We start from the raw sequence: 15211 nt of genomic DNA, 5'->3' as shown, positions 1-15211 counted from the left end.
TCCGAGTAGTCCTTCATCGCCATCGGCGGTTGTCTCGCTTCCTCCGGATCAAGCAGATCCAGTATCAGCGTGTCCACCACTCAGGGGGAGGCTCCGGTGGGTGTAGACGACGTTCAGCGTGATCGACGGCTTGGCGTGACCGGGCCTCATCTGTACCTGCTTCGGCGTCGCCCCGTATTTGATCAGCACTGAGGCGTAGAAGTGCCGCAGATCGTGAAGCGTTGTGTCCTCGGGGACGCGAACCTCGCGGCCTGAGTTCTTCAGGTGGGCGTTCGCCCGCTTGACGTTTTGGGCCCACACTTTCGCCCAGCTCCCGCGCCGGATCGCTCCGCCGGTTTCGCTGGTGTACAGCAACCGGGCATGGCGCCATGCGGGCTTCCTGGGGTTCGTCCGATCCTCGATGTACACGGCCTGCGGCGGGAACTTCTCGCGGTGCCGTTCGATCTCGTCTACGACCGAACGTCCTTGAGGAACGGACCGGTAGCTCTGCCTGGTCTTCGGTTCCCCGAGGTACGGCACCCCCTTGTCGGGACCGATCAACTGTTGTTTGACGGTCACGGTTTCGGCGGGGTCTCCGTCCTCCAGCCCGAACAGCTCGCCTTGCCGTAAGCCCGTCGAAGCGGCTTGCCTCACCAGGGCCCGGTACCGGGGAGACGCGGTCACAATGAACGCCTTCACTGCCTCCGGATGGAGCGGGTGGATCTCCGGATAGAAGACCTCTGGCGGGTTTCAGCCTCTCCCATGGGTACTTTGGGGTGATCCCCTCTTGGTGGGCCATCTTCAGGATGCTGGTGCAGACATTCCATGGCGTCGCGAAGGTCGACGGTGCAATGACCGCCGACCGCTCCTTGATCCACCGCAGTCCGTCTGCCCGCTGAATCCGACCGATCTCCCGATTGCCGAACGTCGGGTAGATGTGCAGCCGTAGGGCTCGCTCAACGTTCGTCTCTGTCCGCTCGCGGTGTACGGCTGTCTCCTGCCGCGGTGGGGGCGCCACTTGGCGGCGTACTCGCCGACGGGGTCTGCTATCGCTTCGCCCTGTGGATCGGGTTGTCCCAAGCAGTCGTCCAGGCAGGTCACGTCCGCTGGAGTGGTGTATCGACGGTCACTCGGTGATCTCGTCTTTGAGGCTATGCGGTGAGTTCGGTCGGAAGGACGGTGTCGTCGGTTTCTGACTCGATCGGGTGGAGGCGGGCCTTGGCGAGCAGGTCGAGGCCCATGTAGCGGCGGGCTTCGGTCCACTCGTCGTTTTGCTCGGCCAAGACCGCGCCGACGAGCCGGATGAGGGCGGTGCGGTCGGGGAAGATCCCGACCACGTCCGTGCGGCGCCGGATCTCCTTGTTCAACCGCTCCTGCGGGTTGTTCGACCAGATCTGCCGCCAGATCTCACGTGGGAATGCGGTGAACGCCAGCTGGTCGTGCTGGGCGGTGTCTAAGTGGGCTGCTGCCTTAGGGAACTTGGCCTCCAGCGCGTCCAGCACGTGTCGCATCTGGGCCTGGACGGCGTCGGCATCGGGCTGTTCGAAGACCGTCCGCAGCAGCGTGGCCACCCACTGGGCGGACTTCGGCACCTGACTCAGCAGATTCCGGGCGTAGTGCGTACGGCATCGCTGCCAGGAAGCGCCGGACAGGACTGCGCCGATCGCGTTGACCAGGCCTGTGTGGGCGTCGGAGACGACCAGTTGGACGCTGGATAGGCCGCGGGCGGTCAGGGAGCGCAGAAAGGCGAGCCAGCCGGCGCCGTCCTCGGCGGTGGCGACGTCGAGGCCGAGGATCTCGCGGTGCCCGTCGGCATTGACACCGACCGCGATCAGCGCGTGGACGTTGATGATCCGGCCGCCCTCACGGACCTTCTGTGTCAGCGCGTCCACCCAGACGAACGCATACGGGCCGGCGTCCAGGGGCCGGTTGCGGAAGGCGGTGACTTGCTCGTCGAGGTGCTTGGCCATGGCGCTGACCTGGGATTTCGACAGTTGAGTGACGCCGAGGGATTCGGCGAGTTTCTCGACTCTGCGAGTGGAGACGCCCAGCAGGTAGGCGGTGGCGACCACCGAGATGAGGGCCTGCTCGGCCCGTCGGCGCCGTTCGAGAAGCCAGTGCGGGAAGTAGCTGCCCTGCCTCAGCTTGGGGACGGCGAGCTCGACGGTGCCGGCTCTCGTGTCCCACTGGTGTGGGCGGTAGCCGCTGCGGTGGTTGACGCGTTCCTCGCTGACCTGCCCGTATTCGGCGTTGCACAGGGTGTCGGCCTCGGCGGACATAAGTGCGTCGGCGAACGTCTTGACCATCGCGCGCAGCAGATCGGGACTCGCCGCGGCGAGATTGTCCTCGGCGAGGGCGTGCAGGGGCAGACTGTCAGGTGCGGTCATCGTGCTGATCTCCTTCGGGCTTCGACACCTCGAAGATCAGCCGGTGGCCGTTCATCTATGCGGGCCCCATCCCGATGCCGGAGCAAACCCCCGGATCAGGTCGAACCCATACGCCACATCCCTGGACGCAACCTCGTTCTTCCCAGAATCTGGCAACAACCGTTTCTCCATGCGGCCTATGTAGCCACTGCGGTCAGTCGGTGGCCGCGAGGCCGTGATCTGCAAGGAATGAACGGGTGGCGCCGATGGAGGCGGCGAGTGTCGCGCGGTGGCACGGGCCTGCGCGAAGTGACCACCCATGCGGCCGCGTGATGCGGATCGGCGGCGTCAGCGACGGCCAGGTCGACGAAGTCCTCACCACGGCCGCCGACTTCCTGCAGCGCCTTCCAGGCCCGGTAGTGGTCGTCCGCCTCGAGCAGGTGCCGGGCAAGGTCCTCCAAGTGGCCCATCGGGGTGTCGAGAGCGGCCCGGGCTTCGGCGAGCACCTCGCCCGTCTGCTGCACCGTCTGTGCCGGAAGGAGGCCTCGGACCCCGTACGCACCCGCGCGCTCGCGGGCACGGCGCAGGCTGGCCAGCCGGGCGCAGCGCTGGGCCACGTGCCACAGCGTGGCGTCGACCGTGGCCAGCAGGGCCGGTTCATCGAGGTGGACGGCCTTCGCAAAATCCGCTCTGTGCTCGACGCCTCCGCGCAAGAACATCGTGGAACTGACCCCGAAGGGCCGGGACCGAGAAGGCGCGCCGAGAGGCGGAGCGCCGTTTCCTCGCCTCGCTGGACGAGGAGACGGCTGTATCACTCGTACGGGCCCTGCAGGCGCTGGTGCTCATGGAGTGACCGTGTAGGTCTGCACGTCGAAAGTACGCCCCAGCGAGTCGGTCGGCGCGACCGTCACCGAGGTCCCCTGCACGGTCACCTTCAGGAAGTGGTAAACCTGAGCGTCGTCGGTCGGCACCGTGCCGGCCCCGCAGGCCGAGCCGCGATTACGGCTGTACGACCAGCCGATTCCGTAGGCGTCGGTGGCCGAGCAGCCGTTCTCACCCACGGAGTGCACATCGGCGCCGCCGCCCCCGGTGACATACGAGACGATCCGGCCGGGGCCGGCGCTGTTGCGCTGGTAGAGGTGCGAGTGGCCGTTGAAGACGAGGTCCACACCGCCGCCGAGCAGGGTCTGCTCGACATTCGAGAGGAAGGCGTCGCTGGGCTCGCTCGCGCTGTCGGAGTGCAGCGGGAAGTGGAAGAACGCGAACTTCGGCCCGCTCGGATGGGCGGCCAGATCGGCCTTCAGCCACTCATACTCGGCCACCCCGTCCTGCCAGTGGGCGTGCGCGTCCTGCTCGTAGATCGCACAGTGTGACCCGCACGAACCGCCCGTCGCGTCACCGGTGTTGGAGTTCCCCCAGGCCGCGTCCAACATGTAGAAGCGAGCGCCGCCCGTGGTGAAGGCGTAGTACGACGTCGGATAGCTGGTCGGGCTCGAGTTCAGATACGACGGGTAGTCGACCATGCCCCACACCCCGCCCGACGCGGCCGCCAGCGCCGACTGTTTCCACACCGACAGATAGGTGGCCGTCATGCTGTGGTTGCCGACCGTGCCGATGAGCGGGATGCGCATGCCGGGCTGCGTCCAGTACGACGGCCCGAACCACGAACTCATCTCCACACCGGTCTGGTTGAGGTCGCCGTACTGTGTCTGCGAGGTGCCCGGGTGGGTGTTGTCGCCGGTCTGGACGACGAAGCGAGCCCCGCTGGAGGCGATCTGGCTCATCACGTTCGCTTGGTTCACGTTCAGGGAACCGTCGTCGACCCCGGCGTTCGTGGTCTCGCCTGTGTCGCCGAGCACGTCGAAGGTGAAGGGGGCGGTGGAGGTCGCCGAGTCGGGGGTGGTGAAGCTCGGTGTCGCCAGGGTGGCGAGCAGGTCGGTGCCGGAGGCGGTGTACACGCGGTAGCAGTAGCCGGTATTCGCGCTCAGGCCCGTCAGTGCCACCGAGTTGGCGTACTCGCGGGTGGTGCCGACGGTGATGGGGCTGCCCAGGGTCGCCGAAGTCGCGGTAGTTCCGGCGCAGTTGCCGATCGGGCCGTAGCGCACCGACCCGTGGCTCTGTGTGGTGGTCGCCCAGCTCACCTGGACCGATGTCGTCGTGGCGTCCGAGAGATACGGCGCACGCGTCAACTGAGCGTCCGCGCCCGGGAGGTCGGCGTGGGCAGCGGGCGCGAACGACAGCGCCGTACCTGCCCCAAGGGCGAGGGCCGATATGGCGCTGCGTAGGTTCTTGAGCTTCTTGGACGTGCCTCTTCTGGTCATGTTCTTCCTTCCCTTCTCCTTCTGATCCCCTGCAACCGGGTCAGGCCGGTGACCGCGCCCACCAGCAGCAGCGCGCTGCCGGCGAGGCGCAGCAGGCCCGGCCAGTAGCCGAGGGGGTCATGGTGGGCGGCTCGCGAGGGATGTACCGAGGGGGCGGCCGAGGCGGGGACGTTCCGCAGCCGACGCAGGGCGTCGAGTGCCTGTGTGCCGTGCTCCACCGACGGTTCCACATGTGAGTTCTCGCTGAACTCGTTCCAGCTGATCAGTCCGAGCACATCCGGGCGCGAGGCCATGGCGGCCGCGTACTCGGTGCGGAGTGTCCGGCCACCGTCGCGGGGGACGGCCTTCGTACCGCCCACCAGCCGGGCGTCGAAGCCCGGCGCGAACGGTGCCATCCAGTAACCCTTCGCCCGGTGCACAGTGTCGGCCATGTCTCGCAGCTTGGTCTCATGACGGGCGTTGGTGTCCGGATTCACCGACGACCAGTAGTAGGCGTCCCCGTCGGTGACTTGGGCCAGCCTGCGGATCCCCGTCGGGTTTTTCTCCGTGTCGAGCACCAGCATCTGCTTGCGCACAGGTCCGGTGATCCGCGCGACGTCCGCGGCCGAATACTCCCAGGTGCCGCTGAACACGGTGAGCGGTTTGCCGCCGAGCCGGAAGAACGCCGGGTGGTAGGCGTAACGGTCGTGCAGGAGACGGAAGTCGGCCGCGACCCGGGCGGTCTCCAACGGTCGCCGGTGGAAGTCGAGTCCCTGATAGATGACCGCCACCTTGAAGTTCCGTTCCTGTGCCACGTCCAACAGCAGCTGCAGACGGCGGTTGTTGGCGGCACCGGACTTCCAGCTCACCACGAAGCCATCGATCCCCGCGGACCGTGCCCGGTCGATGTGCGTACGGATCACGGAGGCGTCGTCGCTCGAATAGCGGCCCAGGCGCGGGTAGTCGGTCTTCGCCCGCTGCCACGAGGACTCCTCGAACCATTGGTAGTAGTACGCGAGCAGCGGCACTCGCCGGCCCTCCATCGAGGTGGCTGAGGCCGGGAACAACCCGGCCAGCACCAGCGCCAACACGGCCAGCAGTCCGGCTCTCCTCACCCCTTGCCACCCAGCCGTCTGCGCAGTCTCCGCCCGATCACCAGCAGTCCGGCGGTCAACAGGGCCAACACGCCCACGACCACGATGAGATCGGCGCGGCTGACGACCCGTACCTGCATACTCTGTGTCTGCGACAGCCGGACCTGCCGGGTCGCACGCAGTCCCTGACTGCCCGTCACTTCGACCTCATACTGCCCGTGGGGCAGATCCCGCAGTGTCGCCGACCGGTCCGCGCCGAACGGCACCTCACGTACCGACCCGTCCGGCAGCCTGATCCGTGCAGTCCGCCCTGCCGCCGATCCGAACACCGCATCGCGCGCCGAGACCGTCAGATCGTGGAACGGCGTGACGAAGGTGACCTCACGATCCAATGCAGGCCGAAACCGCTGGCGCCCCGCGTCCACCGTGTTCGCCCCGTAGGCGTCCGCCGACTGAAGGGCATAGCCGACCGTCCGCGAGGTCAGCACGCTCTTGCGGTACACGGGCAACAGCCCGTCCAGCCACACCGGTCGGCCCACGGGCAGCCGCTGGGTGTCCCCGGTATCGCTGCGCACGCTCAGATACGGCACCCGGTCCCGGGGTACCGCCCTCCCTTCCTGGTCCACACAGCGCACGGTCACCCGGTACCGCGCGGTGAAAGCCGCCGTCACCGTGTAGTCCGCCCGGAGCGGCAGCCCCTCGACCGTACGCCTGAACGCCTGGTCGGGATCGCGCTGCCCGGCCCACCGTGCAAAGGTGAACTGCCGCTGTGGTGAGGCCAGTTCGGCGTCGTCGACGGACAGGGTGTGTCCGGCGAAATCGTGCGCGCCGGTGAACTGCGCCGTGCCGTCCGCGCCGGTCGTCGCCGTCTGTCCGTCGAACACGAAGCGGACATTGGCGAGTTGGGGTGTCGTCCGCACGGTGACGGTGACGGGCGTCGCCGCGGCGGCCCGCGTCGGAGCCAGGCCCGCCAGGACGACCCCGGAGAACACCAACAGCTTCACGATGTACGCCATTTCGGCCGCACCGCCCCCCACATCAACCCGGCCACCACCGCCGACGCCACGCCGTACACCGTGTACACGGGCGCGGGCGACGGGCGCCGCGCCACAGGAAGGGCCGCCCCTCGGGCATCGGCGGGAATGAGTTCCGCCTGTCGTGGGGGCGCCCCGAAGTCGAAGGCGTCGGCAAGACTGTGTGCCCCGGTCGTACGCCCGCCGAGCGGCCGCAGCCCCCAGTTCTCGACCACGAATCGCAGCGCACTGGCCGCCTCGAACTGCTCGTGCTGCACGGCGCCTTGCGGCGCGTACGGACTTACCAGCACTGCGGGCACGCGCAGCCCTCGGCCGGACGGCGGCTTCACATGGTCGTACCAGCCGCCCGAACCATCGTATGACCACAACAGGGCGCACGACGGCCAGTAGTGACTGACCATCAGCTGAGAAGTCAGCTTTCGCGCCAAGCGCTGTCCGGCGGGTACCGAGCGTGCCGACCGCTCGCCCGCGCCCGACGACGCGATGTACGCCACCGCCGGCAGCGTCCCGCGCTCCAGGTCCCGGTAGTACTCGCCGAGGTCGGCGATGTGCGAATTGAGCTTCCGGCCGTCTGCGAAGCGCGGGATGTTGAGGAGCGGGACGCGCACGGTCTGGGTCGTGAGGGCGTCGGACGAGCGGTAGGTCTGCTTCGGGTCGTAGTTCTGGACATAGAACTTCCAGCTGACACCGTCCTGTTGGAGCCGGTCGAAGATCGTGGGGCCTTTCAGGTCCGAGGTGCCCGCCACCCAATGGGCGCGGTTGGTGCGGGTGCCGTCCAGGGAGGAGGCGAAGAAGTGGTCGAAGAGTTCGTAGCGGTCCGCCGCGTTCCAGTAGAACGGCAGGTCGCGGCGGTCGTAGTAGCCCATCGCCACCCGCCCGTCCCGGCCTTGCCGCTCGAAAACGGAGACGAAGGAGTCCATCCGCCCGCCGTCGAACTGCCGCTGCACCAGGCGGGGTCCGGCACCGGGGGAGACCGGTCCCGAGCCGTGCAGCGGGTACGGTGCGACGGCGCCGGTGGCCGGGTGCGCAGGATCGACCTCCTGTCGGTCCCCCTGCGTCAGACCGTCGACACCCGGATAGGTGCCGAAGTAGTGGTCGAAGGTACGGTCGCCCTGCATGAGATAAACAAGGTGCTCAATGGGCGTACGAGTACGTGGAGTTGACGCCGTAGCCGGTCCGGCGCCCGCCAGCAGGAGGAGCAACGCGACGAGCATAACCCTCATGACGGCCTCACTCGGTAGATCACGACCACCTTCACCCCGCTCGCATTGCGCGCCGTGAACACCGCATGCCCGTGGTAATGCTTCACCAGTTCCGCCAATTTGCCGGTGAAGAACTGCGTACGGCGGGCTGTGTACGCGTCCCACACCAGGTACTGGAAGTCGCCGTCCCGCAGCGCCCGGTCCGGATTCGGGACCGCGCGGTAGCTGGGGTTGCGGCGGGCCGGATCGGGCGAGACGGACAGCGCGGAGACCGGACGCAGACCGTAGTACTGCACCACGTTGGCCATCGACGGTCCGATGGTTAGCAGCCGCGCACCCTCCGGCGCGTACGTCCGCACCCATTGCCCGGCCTCCCGCCCGCCCGGCAGTCCGCCGGTCCCGGCCAGGAACCGGGTGCTTGTCTGGGGTTGGATGCGCACCCAGGACGGAAGGGCCAACGAGCCCACCACCAGCCAGATCGCCGCGGCAGCCGCGAGGCGCTGCGCCCGCACCACGCGCGGGATCGAGGTGAGCGTCCGTCCGGCCAGCACCGCGAACACCGGTGCCGCGGGCAGCAGATACTGGAAGCCCTTCACCGGCCACACCGTGAAGAACAGCGCGGGCACGACCACCCAGCACACCAGCAGCCGCTCCCGCCAGGTGTTCTCGCGCCGCAGCCACACCAGCCCCGCGACGGCCGCAACGACCACCAACGGGCCGACGGCCCATGGAACTTCACGGCCGTAGAAGTAATAAGGGTGGTTGGCGCGGCGGAACATCTGCCACAGCAGATAGCTGCCACCCGTTCGCGCATGCCCGGCAAGCAACTGCGACAGTGGATGCGCGAGGGCCACCACCCCGACCACCCCGAGAGCGGGCAGTAGGTGCCACCAGCGGGTGCGCACGGCCGGGGTCAGCGCGAAGAACGCGTAGAGCGATCCCAGGAGGACGATCGACGTCTCCTTGGCCAGGACCGTGAACCCGAGCATGCCACCGGCCGCCAACAGCCAGCGCGGGGCAGGGGATTCCGCGTACCGCACGACGCAGTACAGCGCCCCGGTCGCGCACAGCGTCATCGGTCCGTCGAGGAGCACCTGTCGGCTGACGACGACGTGGTACGGCATCACGGCCAGCAGCAGCGCGCCGACGAGCGCGGCCCGCCGCCCGTGCAGCCTGCGCCCCAGCCCGTACGTCAGTGCCACCGTCACCACCCCGAGCAGCGCCGGCACCGCACGCGCCGCCCAGTCGCTCTCGTGGGTGCGCAGCGCGAGCGAGACCAGCGACTGGAACAGCACCGGGTGTGCCCTGAACACCGGGAAGAGCGACCCCAGTCGGCCGTCCCCGGCGAGCGAGGCCGCCGTACCCGTGTACACCGCCTCGTCGCTGTTGAACCCGGTCGCGGTCAGCTGCCACAGTCGCAGGAACGCCGCGACGAGAAGGATCAGGGCCAGTGGCATCACGGCCCGTACCCCGGCGCCGGAGGGGGCCGACGCCGGGGCGGTACGGGATGCTCCCGAGGGGAGCACGGAGCCGTCGGTCATGCGGCCGAGCTGGGCTGCAGGCCCCACCGGGGCCAGGCCTCGGCGCTGCTCACCGGCGGCCGTTGGCCCTCGCCCGCCAGCAGCCGCGGGATCTCGTCGGCCCACCCGAAGCGGTCCGATGCGATCACCCGCGTACGGACCCCGGAGAGGAATCCGGCGAGTATCTCCCGCTCACGGGCGCGCAGTTGGACGTGGTCGAGACCGTCGATGTACAGGGCGGGCGCGAGATGGCGGTACGGCGGGAAGCCGTACGCGTCCTCGGTATTGACCAGCATCCGTTCCAGGGCCACGTCGGCATCGAGGTCGTACAGATCCGGCGCCCCGCGCTCGATCACGAAGAGGTCCTTCACCTCGGTGCTTGACCCGAGCTGGCACGGCACAAGCCGGTCGACGTTGTACTTCGGCGGCGGCACCAGGATCTGCGTGAGCGCGTTGATGCCCATGATGGGCAGGTTGAATCGGGACAGCATGAGCGCGATCGACCGGCCGCCCTTGCTGTGCAGCCTCGACTGGATGTTGAGCCGCCTCCACTCCTTCCTCGTGAGGTCCTCGGCCTGCACGGCACGCAGCGTGTGCGCACTGATGGTGAGCGGCTTCGGGAAGCACACGGCCAGCCCGGTCGCGTCGACGACGGTCATGTCGTCCGACAGGAACCGCCCGCCGTGCTCGCGCAGCAGCCGCAGCACGGTCGCCGTCTTGCCGGTGTCCGTGAGCGCCGACAACATCACGCCCCGTCCGTCCAGTTCGATGCAGGCGGAGTGGAGCAGCATCCGCCCGCGCGAGATCAGCACGAACCGCAGCAGCGCCTCGACCACGTTCGTGTACACCACATGCGGCGAGCGGGCGAGCAGCGGGCCGACCTCGACGGTGATCGGCGGGCCCAGCCGGACCCGGAAGTTGGCGCCGAAGCGGCCCAGATGCTCCTCGTAGCGCAGCGCTGCCGACGCGCTGCGATCCTCGGTCAGCTTGGCTCGCCCCCGCGGCCTGCGCCGCCCGACGTCCCCGACCCGTACAGCGATGTCCACGTCCGCGTCCGGAATCCACTGCGCGCGGAAGAACTCCAGCTCGGGCAGTCGGATCTGGGAGCCGATGGTGACGGTGCCGGCGACGTCGTAGCGATACGGCAGGTACACGGACCGCTTCTTGCTCACGGGCGGCACCGGAGAGTCCGTGTCGACCAGCATCTTCACGGGATCGCGCCGCTGGACCTGCTTCTCGCCGCCGCTGTAGATCATGCGGTCGCTGATCAGGAATCGCAGGAGGAAGAGCAGCACGAGGGTGAGCGCGTTGGCGGTGAGCACGCCCATGCCGGCGACCACCAGCCACTGCAGCAGGGGCAGCCGGGCGACGAGCAGCAGGTTGTTCATGGCGAAGAAGCGGCCGGCGCGCCCGTACCAGGTGCCCTTGCGCTGACCGTTTCGGTAGACGGCGGCATCGGTGAGCACGAAGTTCCAGGTGGTGGAGAACTGGGTCGCCAGTGCCGCCCCGACCAGGTGGTGCACCCCGAGCACATTGAAGAACAGCCATAGCGCGGTCGTGTTGACGGCGATTCCGGACGCTCCTACGAGCCCGAAGGCGGTCATGCGGATCAGCTGCCGCTGCCCGCCGGCCACCCCTCGACGCAGCCGCGCGACATGCCGTACGAAGGCGAGGCCTTCCCTGACCGAGGCCTTGGACCGGCCCGCCTCCCGGGGGCCGAAGGTGTAGGCGACCTCGGCGACGCGGGCCGCCGGATGCCGTACCAGGATCTCCAGGAGGATCTTGAAGCCGACGGGCCGTAGCCGGTCCGTGTCGATCGCGTCCCGGCGGAAGGCGAACAACCCGCTGAGCGGATCGCTGACGGTGGCTAGGCGGCGCGGAAAGGCGGCCTTGACCAGGCGGGTTGCGGACGACGAGGTGACCTGTCGGCCGGCGCCCGAGAGCCCCTCGGACTGACCGGTGCCGGCGTACCGGGTGCCGACGGCGATGTCGACGCCCTCCCGCATCGCGGTCCTGGCCAGCAGGGCGGCCGCCTGCGGCGGATGCTGGAGATCGGCGTCCATGACCAGCACCCAGGCGCCGCGCGCGGCCCGGGTCCCCGCCACGACGGCACCGGACAGCCCGCCGCCGCGCAGGCCCTGCGGCCGGTGCAGGAGCCGGACCGGCACGGGAGAGGCCGGGGCGACGGCGGCGATCTCGTCGACCGTGCCGTCGTCGCTGTCGTCCACGAACAGAATCTCGGCCCCGAGCGCGGCGACCGCGGGGCCGAGCCGGTTCAGCAGCAGCGGGATACTCTCCTGCTCGTCGCGGGTCGGTACGAGGACGGTCAGCCGGGGCGCTGCGCCGTCGCCGTCACCCCCGCCGAGTTCCCTGCCAGCCGTAGGCGTGCCCTCCTGGGCAGCCGTATGGGAATGGATCATGTGCGTCATGGAGTCCCCCAGAACGCGTGCCGTCGGCTCAGCGGCGCGACGGACACCGAGACCGCCCGAGGACACGGGCGGAGGAGCGAGTGGTGACCCTCGCGGACGTACGGTCTCGACGCGGCGCGGGGAGGTGCGGGACGTGCCAGAGGTACGGAAGGACGTACCGGCTCCACGGTCAGGAGCGGATGCCAGAGGCTAGCAGCGGGCTCGCACAGTTCGCCCGGGATTCATCCCGAACAAGCTGCCAGTTAGCCTGATGTTTACGTGCTCCGCTCGCATTGCGTCACATCTGTGCCGCCCTGCACCATCCGTCCCGGTCAAATGTAGGCAGATATATGCCTTGATTACGCAGAGGTGAAAGTCTCCGCATTCTTCGCAGACGCTCTGCTGAACCTGTGATTCCGCGACAAGCATGGCCCTCATGTCTTCCGACGGACCGAACAGCGCCGCTCCCACGGCGGCCCGGGACCACATCGCAACCCTCATGGATGCGATGCGCGCGGTTCTCGCCCTGATCGATGACGTGGAAGCGCTCAGAGTCGAGAACCGCCAGCTCAAAGAGGCCGTGGAGGCCCGCTCCGTGATCGAGCGCGCCAAGGGCATGCTCATGGCCCGCCGCGGCTGCGACGAGGCCACCGCCTTCCAACTGCTCGTCACCCTCGCCCGCAAAGAGCAGCGCAAGGTGCGCGCGATCGCCGCGGACTTCGCGGACGACGCAGGGGCGCATCCGCTCACTTGACAACCGGGAGGTGGCGGAATCCGACCCCTGTATGTAGCCGTTCCACCACCATTGGTGGCGCGTCTGTGCTGGCCGCAGGTGCGCCGCGGCCGGCTCTCCCTCAGGTGGATATGCAGGTGAATGGCACGTGATCCCGTCCGCGTTACATGATCTTTGCTCCTGGCCGACGACGAAACACGGTGCTTGCTCGGGCTTGCGGCGAACGTGGACGGCCGGACCCTCACGGGCCTGGGACTCGATCCCAGAGCCGAACAGCTCTTCCTGTCCGGCAGAGCGACCACGGACGAGGCGGTCGAGGTCGGTGACCGGCTGCTGGCCGTCAGCCAGCGCCGACGCCTTGATCATCGCCGGTATCGGCTTCGCCGGGTTCCTGCGCGGCGGTCCGGGCGCTGGCGATCAAGAAGGCCTTCGGGGACTTCTCCCATGTCTTCCCGATCGGCATCGACGCGGTCTGAGGCTGATCCCCTGGAGTGGACACCCTCACAACGGATCTTGAAGGTCCAGGAGGGGATGTCCAAGTGGGACGCCAGTCTCCGTACCCGGAGGAGTTTCGGAAGGATGCCGTCGCGTTGTACGGGGCTTCCGGTGGCAAGCGCACGTACGCGGTAGTGGCTGCCGAGCTCGGGATCACCGGGGAGACGCTGCGCACGTGGGTCCGTAAGGACACCGCCAGCACACGTCCGAGCGCCGTGGGGCCGAGGCTGGCCAGAGCTCGGCGGAGGAGCTGGCCCGGCTGCGGGCTGAGGATGCCAGGCTGCTGAAGGCGGAGAAGGAATGGCAAGACACCCGTGCAGGTCACATAACGGCTTCGGACACCCAGGCGCACCAGGTGGGCCGGTCGGCGCCAGCGTCGCCCAGGTGTTTCTCGGCTGCGGTGAGAGCAGGGCGTCCGTGTCAGCTTCTTCAACACGACCTCGCACGAGTACCGTCATGTGCTGTTGGTCTGGCCGTACGTCAACTCCAAGAACCACACATCCTTCGACGCCCTGCACGCGAGCGAAGGCACGTGCGTATCCGGTGCGCCCGTGACGAAGTCCTGCGCGGCACAGAACGGCATCCACGCGGGCGGCATGGCCTGGTACGGCAACTACCTCTACGTCGCCGACACCGCCAACGGCCTGCGGGTGTTCGACATGCGCCAGATCCTGGACCTCAATCCGGACAACGACGACTCGGTCAACGACGCGACGCCCGACGGACTGAAGAGCGACGTCACGGAAAAGAAGCTGATCGGCCGCCAGAGCAACGTCTGGTACAGCTTCGGCTACCGGTACGTCATGCCCCAGGTCGCCTCGCTGAAGATGACGACGGCGAAGAACGGCGGGGACACGGACAAGAACCAGTGCTACTCGACCGGCCGCCCCAAGGTGTCGTACGTCTCCCTGGACCGCACCGGCACGGACCACATGGTCATCGGTGAGTACTGCAACCTCAACGGCGGCGGCGACAGTCCCGGCCGGGTCGCCATCTACCCGATGACCGCGCTGACGGCAGCCGTCGAAGGCTCGGCGGGCACCCTCGCCGACGCAGACGCGGCCTACGGCCTGCCCGCCACCGGGACGTTCAACGGCGAACCCCTATGGCACAAGATCCAAGGTGTCATGCGGTACGAGGGCAAGTGGTACTTCCACCGCAGCAACGGATACAGCACCGGCCGCCTTTTGCAGGCGACCGTGCAGACCGTCGACGGCACCAACCGTCTCGTCGCCAGTTCGACCGTCCTGAAGTCGGCCATCGGCCCTGAGGATCTCTACCTGACACACGGCCGGACCACCGGCCTCGCGCCTCAGCTCTGGTTCCTGAGCGAGCACCCGCCGAGCGACTGCTCGTCGTGCAAGCGGGAGATCTACAGCTACCAGGTGAGCAATGTGATCGGCGGATTCGGTTCCTAGCGGTGGTTTGTTGACGGTGGGTCTGTGCGGGAGTGGGCCGTGAGGTGAAAGCTTCAACTACGGCCTGGGGAGCCCGAGATGACGAAGCGGCTGCCGTGCCCGCCCGCGCCTGGTCCGCTGGAAGCCTACGCCGTCCGGTTCGATGATCTCTTCGGGACGCTGGCTCAGCGGCGTGGGTTTCCCGAAAATACTTGAAGGGAGCCGCGCTTGCTGCCCGGCTCGTTCAGCACAAGCTCCAGAACCCGATCGAAAGGCGACTGCTTCTCGCCGGCGGCCGGAGTGAACAGCGTGTACCCGTAGGCAGAACCGCCCAGGTGGATGCCATCGGCGCTGGCGGTCTGCATGGACGGCGCGTAGTAGCCGATCATCTCCAGGTCGCGGCGGCCGCCGAGATACCAGAGCGCTTCGGCGAACTGGAAGACCGGATTGACCTTGCGTTGGCAAGGAAGGGCAGCCGCTGACGAGGGTCGGACAGCCGGAAGCTGACGCCGATGACCTCATGGGCTGCATTGCCGCGGGCGTCGATGCGCCGCTCGGGCTCCTCGGTCGCAAGCTGCAACAGGCCGATGTAGGCGCCTTCGACGCTGCGGAATGTCGGTGCTGTGAGCAAGGCACTCTCCAGCTCGGGGATGGATGGTTGACCGGCCGACGGCCCAGGCCCA

At 68.1% G+C, this 15211-nt stretch carries 13 protein-coding genes and 2 pseudogenes; 4 read left to right on the top strand and 11 right to left on the bottom strand.

What is annotated here, in order from left to right:
- Positions 1 to 48: 48 nt before the first annotated feature.
- The 9 genes from ACFY01_RS45615 to ACFY01_RS45575 all read right to left on the bottom strand — a co-directional run bounded on the left by ACFY01_RS45615 (position 49) and on the right by ACFY01_RS45575 (position 11915).
- Complete coding sequence (locus tag ACFY01_RS45615; protein WP_390741690.1) at positions 49 to 678, bottom strand: site-specific integrase; 630 nt, start codon at positions 676 to 678, stop codon at positions 49 to 51.
- 452 nt (positions 679 to 1130) lie between these two features.
- On the bottom strand, positions 1131 to 2366 hold the full coding sequence (locus ACFY01_RS45610; RefSeq protein WP_390741689.1) for an IS256 family transposase: 1236 nt from the start codon (positions 2364 to 2366) through the stop codon (positions 1131 to 1133).
- Between the two features lie 176 nt (positions 2367 to 2542).
- Positions 2543 to 3064 carry a hypothetical protein gene (locus tag ACFY01_RS45605; protein WP_390741688.1) on the bottom strand — a complete coding sequence of 174 codons (522 nt, stop codon included), beginning with the start codon at positions 3062 to 3064 and terminating at the stop codon, positions 2543 to 2545.
- Positions 3065 to 3187: 123 nt separating this feature from the next.
- Positions 3188 to 4666 carry a fibronectin type III domain-containing protein gene (locus ACFY01_RS45600; RefSeq protein ID WP_390741687.1) on the bottom strand — a complete coding sequence of 493 codons (1479 nt, stop codon included), beginning with the start codon at positions 4664 to 4666 and terminating at the stop codon, positions 3188 to 3190.
- The gene (locus ACFY01_RS45595; protein ID WP_390741686.1) at positions 4663 to 5760 is read right to left on the bottom strand and encodes an endo-1,3-alpha-glucanase family glycosylhydrolase; all 1098 of its coding nucleotides are present in this window, start codon (positions 5758 to 5760) and stop codon (positions 4663 to 4665) included. Before ACFY01_RS45595 ends, ACFY01_RS45600 begins: the two co-directional genes overlap by 4 nt.
- Entirely contained in the window at positions 5757 to 6755 is a 999-nt protein-coding gene (locus tag ACFY01_RS45590) for a hypothetical protein (RefSeq protein ID WP_390741685.1), read from the bottom strand. The genes ACFY01_RS45595 and ACFY01_RS45590 overlap by 4 nt, the downstream gene beginning before the upstream one ends.
- Positions 6740 to 7987, bottom strand: a complete 1248-nt coding sequence (locus ACFY01_RS45585; RefSeq protein ID WP_390741693.1) for an alkaline phosphatase family protein — start codon at positions 7985 to 7987, stop codon at positions 6740 to 6742. Before ACFY01_RS45585 ends, ACFY01_RS45590 begins: the two co-directional genes overlap by 16 nt.
- Positions 7988 to 7992: 5 nt before the next feature.
- Positions 7993 to 9516 (bottom strand): ArnT family glycosyltransferase, encoded by a 1524-nt coding sequence (locus tag ACFY01_RS45580; protein WP_390741684.1) that lies wholly within the window; start codon positions 9514 to 9516, stop codon positions 7993 to 7995.
- The gene (locus ACFY01_RS45575; protein ID WP_390741683.1) at positions 9513 to 11915 is read right to left on the bottom strand and encodes a glycosyltransferase; all 2403 of its coding nucleotides are present in this window, start codon (positions 11913 to 11915) and stop codon (positions 9513 to 9515) included. Before ACFY01_RS45575 ends, ACFY01_RS45580 begins: the two co-directional genes overlap by 4 nt.
- Positions 11916 to 12339: 424 nt before the next feature.
- Here ACFY01_RS45575 and ACFY01_RS45570 point away from each other — a divergent pair, with 424 nt between their 5' ends.
- From ACFY01_RS45570 to ACFY01_RS45555, 4 genes and pseudogenes are all read left to right on the top strand, one after another.
- Positions 12340 to 12657 carry an ANTAR domain-containing protein gene (locus tag ACFY01_RS45570; protein WP_316756197.1) on the top strand — a complete coding sequence of 106 codons (318 nt, stop codon included), beginning with the start codon at positions 12340 to 12342 and terminating at the stop codon, positions 12655 to 12657.
- 301 nt (positions 12658 to 12958) lie between these two features.
- Positions 12959 to 13106 (top strand): annotated as a pseudogene (locus ACFY01_RS45565) (DUF2637 domain-containing protein); the annotation flags it as partial.
- A gap of 69 nt (positions 13107 to 13175) precedes the next feature.
- A pseudogene (locus ACFY01_RS45560) lies at positions 13176 to 13429 on the top strand (transposase); the annotation flags it as partial.
- Positions 13430 to 13589: 160 nt separating this feature from the next.
- Positions 13590 to 14549, top strand: coding sequence for a hypothetical protein (locus ACFY01_RS45555; protein WP_390741682.1), 960 nt, complete (start codon positions 13590 to 13592; stop codon positions 14547 to 14549).
- Between the two features lie 164 nt (positions 14550 to 14713).
- Here ACFY01_RS45555 and ACFY01_RS45550 read toward each other — a convergent pair whose 3' ends face one another.
- Positions 14714 to 14917: a hypothetical protein gene (locus ACFY01_RS45550; RefSeq protein WP_390741681.1), complete on the bottom strand. Its 204-nt coding sequence runs from the start codon at positions 14915 to 14917 to the stop codon at positions 14714 to 14716.
- On the bottom strand, positions 14914 to 15159 hold the full coding sequence (locus ACFY01_RS45545; RefSeq protein ID WP_390741680.1) for a hypothetical protein: 246 nt from the start codon (positions 15157 to 15159) through the stop codon (positions 14914 to 14916). The genes ACFY01_RS45550 and ACFY01_RS45545 overlap by 4 nt, the downstream gene beginning before the upstream one ends.
- Positions 15160 to 15211: the final 52 nt, after the last annotated feature.

Source organism: Streptomyces sp. NPDC001480, assembly GCF_042894725.1.
In the GTDB taxonomy this organism is placed as follows: domain Bacteria; phylum Actinomycetota; class Actinomycetes; order Streptomycetales; family Streptomycetaceae; genus Streptomyces.
Note: the sequence above shows the minus strand (reverse complement) of the source record. Positions and strands in the feature narration are given on the sequence as shown.

Bases quoted from the DNA above. Each gene is read 5' to 3' on its own strand.
- ACFY01_RS45610 (WP_390741689.1), bottom strand. From the start codon at position 2,366: ATGACCGCACCTGACAGTCTGCCCCTGCACGCCCTCGCCGAGGACAAT.
- ACFY01_RS45605 (WP_390741688.1), bottom strand. From the start codon at position 3,064: ATGTTCTTGCGCGGAGGCGTCGAGCACAGAGCGGATTTTGCGAAGGCC.
- ACFY01_RS45600 (WP_390741687.1), bottom strand. From the start codon at position 4,666: ATGACCAGAAGAGGCACGTCCAAGAAGCTCAAGAACCTACGCAGCGCC.
- ACFY01_RS45590 (WP_390741685.1), bottom strand. From the start codon at position 6,755: ATGGCGTACATCGTGAAGCTGTTGGTGTTCTCCGGGGTCGTCCTGGCG.
- ACFY01_RS45585 (WP_390741693.1), bottom strand. From the start codon at position 7,987: ATGCTCGTCGCGTTGCTCCTCCTGCTGGCGGGCGCCGGACCGGCTACG.
- ACFY01_RS45580 (WP_390741684.1), bottom strand. From the start codon at position 9,516: ATGACCGACGGCTCCGTGCTCCCCTCGGGAGCATCCCGTACCGCCCCG.
- ACFY01_RS45575 (WP_390741683.1), bottom strand. From the start codon at position 11,915: ATGATCCATTCCCATACGGCTGCCCAGGAGGGCACGCCTACGGCTGGC.
- ACFY01_RS45570 (WP_316756197.1), top strand. From the start codon at position 12,340: ATGTCTTCCGACGGACCGAACAGCGCCGCTCCCACGGCGGCCCGGGAC.
- ACFY01_RS45550 (WP_390741681.1), bottom strand. From the start codon at position 14,917: ATGATCGGCTACTACGCGCCGTCCATGCAGACCGCCAGCGCCGATGGC.